Genomic DNA, 11,362 nt, shown 5'->3' with positions numbered 1-11,362 from the left:
TGGATCCCTTGCGCTAGAGGCTCCGGGGCGAGGCTTGATTGAAAGAGGCTACTCAGGGTGACCTCCGAGGGGTGGCGTGTGATACGGATCAGATCCTGGCCTGATACTTCGCTGCGAGGCGTGGCGGGCGTGGAACCGTAATCTCTCCGCCTCGAAGCGATTTGGGCCACCACACGGCCCGGGCTCAGCCCGTCCGGTGATCTCACGAATCAGGTAACACCCACCGAGTGACCGAGGGCCGACTCGGGTCACGTGGCTGGAGCGTCGGGCGGCGTCGAACCGTCGGAAACCTCCACGGTGTCCATGACGCCACAACTCATCCTGGCAGCAACCGGCACGACGGAACGAGCCAATTGCCTAACTCGGTTATCTGGGCGCGTGGATATGCGTCTCCGCAGGCTGCCTTGCGTGTGATTTCCCCACCATAGCCCGACAAGCGTTCGATCGTGCGGCAGTTCCGCACGGCGCAAGCAGGGCTCGCAGTTGCGTTTCCCCAGTTCAGCTCCTCGTGAGGCGTTCGACGCATCGAGTCGTTGCAGGTGCCCCGTGCAGGAACCGGGATCCAGCGCTTGAGCTCATGGATGGGCACACGAGTCGTCGCCCATGGCGCCTAGCTGTTCTGTCCGGGGAGGTTGTGGACGGGTGAGCAAGGTCTCTGCTGAGGGATCTTGAAATGGGTGAGGGCCTTCTGGCCTGGTGTGGATTGCGACATCTGCACCGGCGACCAGAGAGGCCCTCGTGCCCCACCGTAATGCACCCCTGACTGAGACCGGACGGCTGCGTCTGGCCCGCTGCGTCGTGGACGGCGGCTGGCCCCTGAGGCGAGCCGCCGAGCGCTTCCAGGTCTCCCCGACCACGGCCCAGCGTTGGGCTGCCCGCTACCGCGAGTTCGGGGAGGCTGGAATGAGTGACCGTTCAAGCCGTCCCCGCACGAGCCCGCGCCAGACTCCTACCCGCACCGAACGGCGGATCATCAAGGTCCGCCTTGCTCGCCGCTGGGGCCCGGCCCGCATCGCCCACCTGCTCGGACTGGTGCCCTCGACCGTGCACCGCGTCCTGGTCCGCTACCGCATAGCCCGCCTGGCCCACCTGGACCGCGCAACCGGCCGGCCCGTGCGCCGCTACGAACGTGACCGGCCCGGCGAACTCGTCCACGTCGACATCAAGAAACTCGGCAACATCCCCGACGGCGGAGGACACAAGGTCCTGGGCCGTCAGGCAGGACGCAAGACCCGTTCGAAGATGGGCTACAGCTACCTGCACACCGCCGTCGACGACCACTCCCGCCTTGCCTACAGCGAGATCCTCACGGACGAGAAGAAGGAGACCGCCACCGGCTTCTGGCAGCGGGCCCAGGCCTTCTTCCATGACTGCGGGATCAGCATCGAACGAGTCCTGACCGACAACGGCTCCTGCTACCGCTCTCGCGACTGGCGCGACCTACTGGCCGAGGCCGGCATCGCACACAAGCGCACCCGGCCCTACCGGCCGCAGACCAACGGCAAGGTCGAACGCTTCAACCGCGCCCTGCTCGACGAGTGGGCCTACGCCCGGCCCTACCGCTCCGAGCAGGATCGACGCGACGCCTTCCCCGCCTGGCTGCATACCTACAATCACCACCGCGGCCACACCGCGCTGAAAGGCCAACCACCAGCCAGCCGCGTCCGAACCTCACGAGGCAATACACCTAGCGCTTTGGAGAGCTTGGGCGTTCGGTTGGGGCGGCCGAGCCTCGTGCTAACACGGGCGCGGAAGCGACGGACGAGGCACTTCGGCTCCCAGGGTCGGGGGCGATGACGCGAATCGGTTGGCCCCCTGTGTGGCGCCTGAGCACGCCAAAGGCCCACTCGCGATCATGCGAATGGGCCTTTGGCCTGTGTCGGGGTGGCGGGATTTGAACCCACGACCTCTTCGTCCCGAACGAAGCGCGCTGCCAAGCTGCGCTACACCCCGATCGCTGCCTCGTACTGCGGCAACGACGTTTACTTTAGCCCACCGGCGGCCCCAGGCGAAATCCGGTTTCGAGGGGGCCGCCGCGGAGCTCGCGGCTCAGGCCGGGCGGGACGTCAGGGTCAGCAGGGTGGCCTCCGGGGGGCAGGCGAAGCGGACCGGGGTGTACCGGTTGGTGCCGCAGCCGGCCGATACGTGGAGGTACGAGGTGTGGCCCGCGGAGCGGTGGGTGGAGAGGCCCTTCACGCGGTCCGTGTCCAGGTCGCAGTTCGTGACCAGCGCACCGTAGAAGGGGATGCAGAGCTGGCCGCCGTGCGTGTGGCCGGCGAGGACGAGCGGGTAGCCGTCCGCGGTGAACGAGTCGAGCACGCGCAGGTACGGAGCGTGCACGACGCCGATCGAGAGGTCCGCGTCCGCCTCCGGGCCGCCCTCGACCTCGGCGTACCTGTCCCGCTTGATGTGGGGGTCGTCGAGGCCCGTGAAGGCGAGTTCGTAGCGGTCGAGCTTGAGGCGGCCGCGGGTGTTGGTGAGGTTCGTCCAGCCGGCCGCGTCGAACGCGTCGCGCATGGGCTCCCACGGGTTGTGGATCGCTTGTACGGCAGGGGCGTTGCCGTTCAGGCCGTGCTTGCCCTGCGCCTTCTCGAAGAGGTAGCGGGCGGGGTTGCGCAGCTTGGGCCCGTAGTAGTCGTTGGAGCCGAAGACGTAGACGCCGGGGAACTCCATCAGCGGTCCGAGCGCGTCCAGGACCTCCGGCACGGCCTCCGGGTCGGACAGGTTGTCGCCGGTGTTCACGATGAAGTCCGGACGCAGCCCGGCGAGCGACTGCAGCCAGCGCTTCTTCTTGCGCTGGCCGCGCACCATGTGGATGTCCGAGATCTGGAGAACCCGCAGGTCACGCATGCCGGGGGGCAGCACGGGCACGGTCACCCGGCGCAGTCGGAACGACCGGACTTCGATACCCGCGGCGTAGGCGACGCCTGCCGCGCCGGCCGCCGCGATGGACAAGGGGACTCCGTAGCGTGCGCGCATACGCCCATGGTCGCAGACCGGGGGTGAGGCCGGTCACTCGCCCGGTTCGGTCGGGCAACCATCGTCGTCCGCTGTTCGCGTCGGTCCGCTCCTCCGTCCGCTGAGGTGGGTCCCGTGAGGTCGCTTGGGGGTGGTGGGTCCCGTGAGGTGTGGTCGGTCCGGTGAGGTGTGACCCGTGGGACGGCGGGTCGTGTGCAGGAGCGTGGAGGAGACGAGACGTGCGGGCCCGCGCCGTGCCGACGGCCGGGCGCGTCGGCACGGCCCAGACTGCGTTCGGTCGGAGCCGGGTGCCCCGCCCCTCCCGCACCGGGCGGCCCCGCCGCCGGCCCCGCGTAATTGGGCCGCCCGAGGCCTCCCGGGCCTGCGACACTTGATCCCATGACCAGCCTCAAGTCCAAGCTCAAGGAAGACCTCACGACGGCCATCAAGGCCCGCGACGAGCTGCGTTCCGCGACGCTCCGTCTCACCCTCTCCGCGGTCACCAAGGAGGAGGTCTCCGGCGCGTCCGCTCGGGAGCTCGACGACGACGAGGTGCAGAAGGTGATCGCCCACGAGGCGAAGAAGCGCCGCGAGGCCGCCGACGCCTTCGCGAAGGGCGGGCGGACCGCGCAGGCCGAGCGCGAGCTGGCCGAGCGCGAGGTGCTCGCCGTGTACCTGCCGCAGCCGCTCACGGACGACGAGCTGGAGTCCATCGTCGCCGAGGCGGTCGCGGAGGCGAAGGCAGGCGGCGCGGAGGGTCGGAGCGCCATGGGCGCCGTCATGAAGATCGTGACGCCGCGCGTGGACGGACGGGCCGAGGGCGGCCGCGTCGCGGGCATCGTGAAGCGCCTCCTCGGCTAGTTCTCGCGCAGGTCTCGCGCGGGGACCGGGCCGCCGTCGGTTCCGGCGGGCTCAGCCGGTCCACCGGCCCAGCCGGAAGAGGTGCGCTCCGCCGCCGCCCGGCCGGTCCGGGAGGTGAGGGTTCGCGACGACCCCGACCGGTCCGAGACGATCCCGCAGCCGCCCCCTGCGCCGGCCGAACGCATACGCAAGGGCGCCCGCACCGGTTCGCACCGGGGCGGGCGCCCTTTTGATCATGCGGGGCGGGAGCGGGCCCCTGGGGGGCCGGGTGCTCCGCCGGGGGCTTCGGCGGTGTCAGTGGCCGTTGCCGCCGCCGAAGAAGTTGAAGCCGCCGTTGTCGCCGTTGCCGCCGCCGTTGTTGCCGGCCCCGCCGTTCTGGCCGGTGCCGGGCGGGGTGCCGGTGCCGCCGTCCTGGCCGGCCCCGCCGTTCGCGGCGCCGGCGTCGGCGCCCGCGGTGTCGCCGTTGTTGCCGTCGTCACCGCCGCCGGGCTTGCCGCCGTGGTCCCCCTTCGGGGGCTTCGGGTCCTTCTTCTTCATGTCGGGGAGGTTGATCGTCGGCAGCGGCGGCGACGTCGTGCCCGCCAGCGCACCGCTCATCGCGGCCTTCCAGATCGGGCCCGGGGTGTCGGCACCCATGACCTGCTGGTGGTACTGGCCGCCGATGGTGATGTTGCGCATCGAGACGTTGCCGCTCGGGCCGCCGACCCAGACCGCACCCGCCATGTCCGAGGTGTAGCCCACGAACCAGGCGGCGTTGATGTCGTCCGTCGTACCGGTCTTGCCCGCGCTGTCGCGGTCCGTGAGGCCGGCGAGCGTACCCGTACCGTCCTCGACCACGCCCTTCAGCAGCGAGTTGAGGACCGTGGCCGTGTGCTCGGACATCGCCTGCTTGCACTCCGACTTCGGCACCGGCAGCGACTTGCCGTGCGTGTCGGTGATCGACAGCACCGCGACCGGCGAGCAGTAGACGCCCTTGTTGGCGAACGTCGCGTACGCGTTGGCCATGGTCAGCGGCGAGACCAGCTGCGTGCCCAGCGTGAGGGACGGCACCTGGTCGAGCTTCTTGCCGTCGGCGCGCTGCACGCCCATCTGCGTCGCCATCTTCGTCACCGGGCAGACGCCGATCTGGCTGATCAGCTGCACGAAGTAGGTGTTGACCGACTTGGCCATCGCCTCCTTCATGTTCATCGGGCCGACCTCGGACTTCGACTCGTTCTCGACGGTCGCGGGGTCGGTCGTGCTGTTCTGCCAGGTCTTGTCGCAGGTCTGCACCGGCGACGGGTAGTTCATCTTGTTCGGGGCCGCCTCGACCTTGCCCGGGTCGGTGCCGCCGTCGATCGCGGCCGCGGCCGTGATCGGCTTGAACGTCGAGCCGGACTGGAAGCCGGTGCCGCCGCCCATGTCGTGGTTGACGCTGAGGTTGATCTGCGTCTCGTTCTTCCCCAGGCCGTAGGGGCGCGACTGCCCCATCGCGACGATCTTGCCCGTGCCGGGCTGCACCAGTGTCACGGCCGTCGCGACCGAGTCCGACTTGTAGACGTGGTTCTCGATCGCGTTCTGGACCGAGCCCTGGGCCTTCGGGTCGAGCGTCGTCTTGATCGTCAGGCCGCCGGTGTTCCAGCGCTTGGCCCGGTCCTCGGCCGTCTTGCCGAAGGACGGGTCGTTCAGCAGCGCGTCGCGCACGTAGTCGCAGAAGAAGCCCGCGCCCTTGACCGCCGTCGTGCAGCCGCTCTTCGGGTGGGTCACCTTGAGCTTGATCGGCGTCTTCATCGCCTTGTCCGCCTCGGACTGCGAGATGTCGCCGAGCTGCGCCATCCGCGCGAGCACGGTGTTGCGCCGCTTGAGCGCCGTCGGCTCGTCGTTGATCGGGTCGTACTGGCTCGGCGACTGGACCAGGCCCGCGAGCAGGGCCGCCTCGTCCAGGTCGAGGTCCTTGGCGTGCTTGGAGAAGTAGCGCTCCGACGCGGCCTCGACGCCGTACGCCTGCTCACCGAAGAACGTGATGTTCAGGTAGTTCTCGAGGATCTTCTTCTTGCCGAGCTCGTCCTCGACCTGGATCGCGTACTTCAGCTCCTGGACCTTGCGGCCCATCGTCTGCTGCGTGGCCTGGGCGACCTTGTCGGGGTCGTCGCCGGCCTCCTCGATGAAGACGTTCTTCACGTACTGCTGCGTCAGCGTCGAGGCGCCCTGCGAGACACCTCCCGACTGCGCGTTCTTGTTGAGCGCGCGGGCGACGCCCTTGATGTCGATCGCCCCGTGCTCGTAGTAGCGCGAGTCCTCGATCGCGACGAGCGCCCTCTGCATGTAGGGGGAGATGTCCTTCAGCGGCACCACGGTGCGGTCGCGCGAGTAGACGTCGGCGATCTTGCCGCCGTCCGCGTCGAGGATGGTGGTGCGCTGGCTCAGCGGCGGCGTCTTGAGGTTGGCCGGGAGTTCGTCGAACCCCTTGACCGTCCCCTTGGCCGCGAGACCCAACGACCCGACGGCCGGCAGCGCGATGCCGGCGAGCACCGCGCCGGCGAGCACGCTGACTCCCAGGAACTTGGCGGCCTGCTGGGTCTTGGACAGGCCCCCGCCCGAGCGCTTCTTTGGCATGGGTGCAGCCTACGTTCTGATTCGCCGGACAATGGTCAAGGCTCTGGCCTAAGCTGCACTCGACTGTCACGATCTCGCACGGCGGGAACCGGATGCGTCCCGGCGGCATCCCCCTCCGCCGGAGCGGGCCGGCCGCGGTGCCGAGAGGGGCAGTGGAGCACCGAGGGGCCGAGGAGTACCACGAGGCCCGATCGATTCCGGCCAGAGTCACACGTTCGAGTGGTCTTGAGGCACGAGCTTCCGGCGATCCCGAACGCCGGACGGGCGCCCTCCGGTACCGCGTCGTGTGGCGCGTGGCGTCGGCTGTGACAAGGCTTAATCAGCTGGTCGTACGGGTTTGTCCCTGACGCCTTCTGTTCACTCCCCTGGGTGATCTTTCGAGCACGCATAGTCCGTTCGGACCATTCAAGATTGGGCACGAAGGGGGTGTTGCGCTGTGCCCGCCGCCCGTAACGTCCTCAACTGGCAGCGGTGAATATGCCGCTTGCCGCCGTGGGGGAGCCTCGATTCGGGAGAGGACGGCGCCGGCATGGGCTGGGTAACCGACTGGAGTGCGCAGGCAGCCTGCCGCACTACCGATCCGGATGAACTGTTCGTTCAAGGTGCAGCGCAGAACAGGGCCAAGGCGGTGTGCACCGGATGCCCGGTGCGTACGGAGTGCCTGGCCGACGCGCTCGACCACCGCGTCGAGTTCGGCGTGTGGGGCGGGATGACCGAGCGGGAGCGGCGCGCGCTGCTGCGCAGGCGGCCGACGGTCACGTCGTGGCGGCGCCTGCTGGAGACGGCGCGTACGGAGTACGAGCGCGGCGCGGGCCTGCTGCCCGCCGGGCTCGAAGAGGACGAGGAGAGCTTCGAGTCGTACGCGGCGGTCGGCTAGCGCGGGGCGCTGCCGGCAGCCGCCGCGCCGCGTGGCACATGCCCGACGCCACGCGCGGGCGGCCCAGTCGGCAGGAGGCCGCTCGCGCTACGGGCGCCCTGGCGGGCACTGCCCGTGCCGGAAGCGTGGGCCGGGTGTGTCATGCCTGGTGCGCGCGTACGGGCAGGTGCGCGTACAGGGCGGATGCCTGCCGTCCGATGGCTCATGGCCTCACGGCGGCCTGGGTGACGGCGAGCGCCCGACGCCGGGGTGAGGTGCGACGGCGTGCGTCGGGTCGGCGTGCGCCCAGACGGTTGGTGGCGCGGCGAAGCCGGGTGCCCGATGCCGGCGCGCGCAGGGCCGGGTGCCCGGGACCGGGTGTGCCGGACCGGGCGCGTGAGACCGACGCGGGATCGAAGACGCGGGGTCGAACCGGATGCGGCGGGCACCTCCGGCAGGGGTGTGCCAGGCCGAGCGCCTGACGCGTCGGCGCAGGTCAGCGGTGAATGGAGGGAGTGCGCCGTCCGCTGTTGAGATTCCCGAGCGACGCGCGACTGCTTCCGCTCCGCGTCACGCGTCCACGGGTGCGGTCGAGGCGCCTGGACGTACGGGGTCGTGGGCGGACGATGGGTCCAGGCATCCGCGTGTGGCTGAACATGTCTGGTGAGAGGGGCGATGCACGCCCTGGCCGTCGAGCGCGCGGAGCAAGGCCCGGCGATCGGCGCGGTCGGAGGCCGCACAGTGTGGAAATCGCAGGTCGGGGGCCGTCAGGCCGTGGCGTCGTCCCCTGCCAGCCGGTCGCCCACGGCGCGCAGGCCCACCAGGTCGTGCACGTCTCCGGGGAGGGCGGGCACGGCGATCACCGGCACCTCGGGATGGAGTGCCGTGAAGCGGTCCCGCGTGCGCTGTTCGCGCGCCATCACGTGCATCCGGTCGGCGTGCAGGCGCAGCAGACCGGCCGTCAGCTGTTCCACAGTTGTGACAGAGCCGGCGGACGAGGGATCGGAACTGTCGGGCGAGCCGGTCGAATCGGACGCCCGGCCGTCCGACGCTTCTGAGCCGTGGACGCGGTGCGGGTCGTTCGAGTCGTTCGAGTCGTCTGCGTGAGGCCCACCGTGGTCGTCCGCGCGGTCGTCTCGGTTTTCGGGTGTCCCGGACGGCCCGGAGGTCTCGGGAGAGAGGCCGTCGCTCGGGGGAGTGGTGCTGCTGGGCGCGCCGGGGGGAGTGGCGCCACGGACACCATTCCCGGGCGCCTGATCCACAATGCCGTCCTCTTCAAGATTTTCCGCGGCGGCCCGCGCCCGGTCGGCGGACAGTCGGCGTGCGCTGCTGTCGTGGACGCGGTTGAGGACCAGGCCCGCGAGCGGCATCCGCTCGGCGGCCAACCGGCTGACGAAATAGGCGGCTTCGCGCAGCGCGTCCCGCTCGGGCGCCGCCACCACGAGGAAGGCCGTGCCGGGCGCCTGCAGCAGCCGGTACGTGGCGTCCGCGCGGGTGCGGAAGCCGCCGAACATGGTGTCCATCGCCGCCACGAACGTCTGCACGTCGTTGAGGAACTGCCCGCCGAGCACCTTGCCGAGCGTGCCCGTCATCATCGTCATGCCGACGTTGAGGAACCTCATCCCGGCCCGGCCGCCGGCCTTCGCCGGGGCCATCAGCAGGCGGATGAACCGGCCGTCCAGGAAGGAGCCGAGGCGCTTCGGCGCGTCCAGGAAGTCGAGCGCGGAACGCGACGGCGGGGTGTCGACGACGATCAGGTCCCACTCGTCGCGCGCCCGCAGCTGGCCGAGCTTCTCCATCGCCATGTACTCCTGCGTACCGGCGAAACCTGCCGACAGGGACTGGTAGAAGGGGTTCTGCAGGATGGCCTGCGCCCGGGCCGCGTCCGCGTGCGACTCGACGATCTCGTCGAACGTCCGCTTCATGTCCAGCATCATCGCGTGCAGTTCGCCCGGGCCCTCGACGCCCTTGACCTGGCGCGGGGTGTTGTCGAGCGAGTCGATGCCCATGGACTGCGCGAGCCGGCGCGCCGGGTCGATCGTCAGGACGACGACCTTGCGGCCGCGCTCGGCAGCCCGCACGCCGAGCGCCGCGGCCGTCGTCGTCTTGCCGACACCGCCGGAGCCGCAGCAGACGATGATGCGGGTGGAGCGGTCGTCGAGGAGGGCGTCCACGTCGAGAGCGGGCGTGTCCGAGGGGACCCCGGTGGGCGCGGAGCCGGCGGAGTCGTGCGCGGCGCGGGCGCCGCGAGAACCGCTGCCCGCCGCAGGCGCGCCGGCCGCCCGGCTGTCGCGCCCGGCTTCTTCCCGTACCCCGCCGGGGCTCTGGGGCTTGCTCATGCGAAAGCCTTCCCGAGCTGTCGTAGCTCCCTGGCCAGCTGGTAGAGGCCCGCGAGATCGACGCCGTCGCCGAGGAGCGGCAGCTCGTAGCGCGGGACGCCGACGCTCTCCAGTACGGCGCGCTGCTCGCGCTCCAGCTCGACGCGCTGCGCGTGCTCGGCGGCCTGCTCCAGCAGCGGGCCCACCAGTTTCGTCGGCGCGGACAGGCCGGCCGCCGCCAGCACCTTGGTGATCTCCTTGCGCCGGTCGCCCGACGCGGCGCGCACCGCGGCCTCGTCGAGCAGGTGGGGGCGGACCATGTTCACGATCACGTTGCCGACGGGCAGCTCCGCCGCGCGCAGCTCCGCGATGCCGTCCGCCGTCTCCTGGACGGGCATCTCCTCCAGCTGCGTCACCAGGTGCACCGCCGTCTCGCGCGAGCGCAGGACGCGCATCACGGCCTGCGCCTGGTTGTGTATGGGGCCGATCTTCGCGAGCCCGGCCACCTCGTAGTTCACGTTGAGGAAGCGCGTGATGCGGCCCGTGGGCGGCGCGTCCATCACGACGTGGTCGTACGCGAACCTGCCGTTGCGATCGCGGCGGCGCACGGCCTCGCACGCCTTGCCCGTCAGCAGGACGTCCCGGACACCGGGCGCGATGGTGGTCGCGAAGTCGATCGCGCCGATCTTGTTCAGCGCGCGGCCCGCGCTGCCCAGCTTGTAGAACATCTGGAGGTAGTCGAGGAGGGCCTGCTCCGCGTCGATGGCCAGCGCGAAGACCTCGCCGCCGCCGGACGCCACGGCGATCTTCCGTTCCTCGTAGGGCAGCGCCTCGGTCTCGAAGAGCTGCGCGATGCCCTGCCTGCCCTCGACCTCCACGAGGAGAGTCCGCTTGCCCTCTGTCGCGAGGGACAGCGCGAGAGCGGCGGCCACCGTCGTCTTACCGGTACCGCCCTTGCCGCTGACGACCTGGAGCCTGCTCACACATTCGAGCCTAACCAGTCGGGTCCCGGGTCACGCACATGGCCGCCCCCGGGGTTTCTCGGGGTGCCCCTGAGGTTGCGACTACAGTCGCCCCATGACCAAGTGGGAATACGCCACCGTGCCGCTTCTCGTGCACGCGACCAAGCAGATCCTGGACACCTGGGGCGAGGACGGCTGGGAGCTCGTCCAGGTCGTGCCCGGACCCAACAACCCCGAGCAGCTCGTCGCCTACCTGAAGCGGGAGAAGGGCGCGTGAGCGGCACGGTCGAGGCCGCGATCGCCGCGCAGGGGCTGACCCTGCCGGAGGTCGCCGCGCCGATCGCCTCCTACAAGCCCGCCGTCCGCAGCGGCGCCCACGTCTACACGGCGGGACAGCTGCCGCTCGTGGACGGGAAGCTTCCGCTGACCGGCAAGGTCGGCGCCGAGGTCACCGCGGAGGAGGCCAAGGAGCTCGCCGCCACCTGCGCGCTGAACGCGCTCGCCGCAGTGAAATCCGTCACGGGCGACCTCGACCGCATCGCGCGCGTCGTGAAGGTCGTCGGGTACGTGGCCTCCGCCGCGGACTTCACCGGCCAGCCGGGCGTGATCAACGGCGCGAGCGAGCTGCTCGGCCGGGTCCTCGGCGACAAGGGCGTGCACGCGCGCAGCGCCGTCGGAGTGGCCGTGCTGCCGCTGGACGCGCCGGTCGAGGTCGAGATCCAGGTGGAACTCACCGAGGACTGAGCCGTTCGGGGCGCCGCCCGCCGCCCGCCGCCCGCCGCCCGCGCCAACCCCGGTGTGCGCTGGAACAT

Annotated in this window: 8 protein-coding genes, 1 tRNA gene and 1 pseudogene; 5 read left to right on the top strand and 5 right to left on the bottom strand. The window is 70.6% G+C overall.

Annotated features, from left to right (window positions below):
* Positions 1–738 precede the first annotated feature (738 nt).
* Positions 739–1,680, top strand: a pseudogene (locus tag L1885_RS01740) (IS481 family transposase); the annotation flags it as partial.
* A 199-nt stretch (positions 1,681–1,879) separates the two neighbouring features.
* Here the strand turns inward: L1885_RS01740 and L1885_RS01735 are convergent.
* Both L1885_RS01735 and L1885_RS01730 read right to left on the bottom strand, forming a co-directional pair.
* Positions 1,880–1,953: transfer RNA gene (locus tag L1885_RS01735), tRNA-Pro, on the bottom strand.
* Between the two features lie 96 nt (positions 1,954–2,049).
* Positions 2,050–2,979, bottom strand: coding sequence for a metallophosphoesterase (locus L1885_RS01730; protein ID WP_235795129.1), 930 nt, complete (start codon positions 2,977–2,979; stop codon positions 2,050–2,052).
* A gap of 378 nt (positions 2,980–3,357) precedes the next feature.
* Between L1885_RS01730 and L1885_RS01725 the strand changes: the two genes are divergently transcribed.
* The gene (locus tag L1885_RS01725) at positions 3,358–3,819 is read left to right on the top strand and encodes a GatB/YqeY domain-containing protein (RefSeq protein WP_235795128.1); all 462 of its coding nucleotides are present in this window, start codon (positions 3,358–3,360) and stop codon (positions 3,817–3,819) included.
* Between the two features lie 294 nt (positions 3,820–4,113).
* Here L1885_RS01725 and L1885_RS01720 read toward each other — a convergent pair whose 3' ends face one another.
* On the bottom strand, positions 4,114–6,414 hold the full coding sequence (locus L1885_RS01720) for a transglycosylase domain-containing protein (RefSeq protein ID WP_235795127.1): 2,301 nt from the start codon (positions 6,412–6,414) through the stop codon (positions 4,114–4,116).
* Positions 6,415–6,943: 529 nt separating this feature from the next.
* Between L1885_RS01720 and L1885_RS01715 the strand changes: the two genes are divergently transcribed.
* A complete protein-coding gene (locus L1885_RS01715) occupies positions 6,944–7,291 on the top strand; it encodes a WhiB family transcriptional regulator (protein WP_235795126.1) in 348 nt (115 codons plus the stop codon).
* A 746-nt stretch (positions 7,292–8,037) separates the two neighbouring features.
* Here the strand turns inward: L1885_RS01715 and bagB are convergent.
* Both bagB and bagA read right to left on the bottom strand, forming a co-directional pair.
* A complete protein-coding gene (gene bagB, locus L1885_RS01710) occupies positions 8,038–9,609 on the bottom strand; it encodes an ATPase BagB (RefSeq protein ID WP_235795125.1) in 1,572 nt (523 codons plus the stop codon).
* Positions 9,606–10,571, bottom strand: a complete 966-nt coding sequence (bagA, locus tag L1885_RS01705; protein ID WP_235795124.1) for an ATPase BagA — start codon at positions 10,569–10,571, stop codon at positions 9,606–9,608. Before bagA ends, bagB begins: the two co-directional genes overlap by 4 nt.
* A 94-nt stretch (positions 10,572–10,665) precedes the next feature.
* On the opposite strand from bagA, the gene sp36 reads away from it, so the two are divergent.
* Together sp36 and L1885_RS01695 are read left to right on the top strand one after the other, a co-directional pair.
* Positions 10,666–10,827, top strand: coding sequence for a Sp36 family protein (sp36, locus tag L1885_RS01700; RefSeq protein ID WP_106965770.1), 162 nt, complete (start codon positions 10,666–10,668; stop codon positions 10,825–10,827).
* Complete coding sequence (locus L1885_RS01695; protein ID WP_235795123.1) at positions 10,824–11,294, top strand: RidA family protein; 471 nt, start codon at positions 10,824–10,826, stop codon at positions 11,292–11,294. The genes sp36 and L1885_RS01695 overlap by 4 nt, the downstream gene beginning before the upstream one ends.
* The last annotated feature ends 68 nt before the right edge of the window (positions 11,295–11,362 follow it).

It is taken from the genome of Streptomyces fuscigenes (assembly GCF_021556455.1).
Taxonomy (GTDB): domain Bacteria; phylum Actinomycetota; class Actinomycetes; order Streptomycetales; family Streptomycetaceae; genus Streptomyces; species Streptomyces fuscigenes.
The sequence above is the reverse complement of the archived record's forward strand: the minus strand, read 5'-3'. Positions and strand labels throughout refer to the sequence as shown.

Coding starts and splice junctions, on each gene's coding strand:
- L1885_RS01725 (WP_235795128.1), top strand. CDS start 3,358: ATGACCAGCCTCAAGTCCAAGCTCAAGGAAGACCTCACGACGGCCATC.
- sp36 (WP_106965770.1), top strand. CDS start 10,666: ATGACCAAGTGGGAATACGCCACCGTGCCGCTTCTCGTGCACGCGACC.
- bagB (WP_235795125.1), bottom strand. CDS start 9,609: ATGAGCAAGCCCCAGAGCCCCGGCGGGGTACGGGAAGAAGCCGGGCGC.
- L1885_RS01720 (WP_235795127.1), bottom strand. CDS start 6,414: ATGCCAAAGAAGCGCTCGGGCGGGGGCCTGTCCAAGACCCAGCAGGCC.
- L1885_RS01730 (WP_235795129.1), bottom strand. CDS start 2,979: ATGCGCGCACGCTACGGAGTCCCCTTGTCCATCGCGGCGGCCGGCGCG.
- L1885_RS01715 (WP_235795126.1), top strand. CDS start 6,944: ATGGGCTGGGTAACCGACTGGAGTGCGCAGGCAGCCTGCCGCACTACC.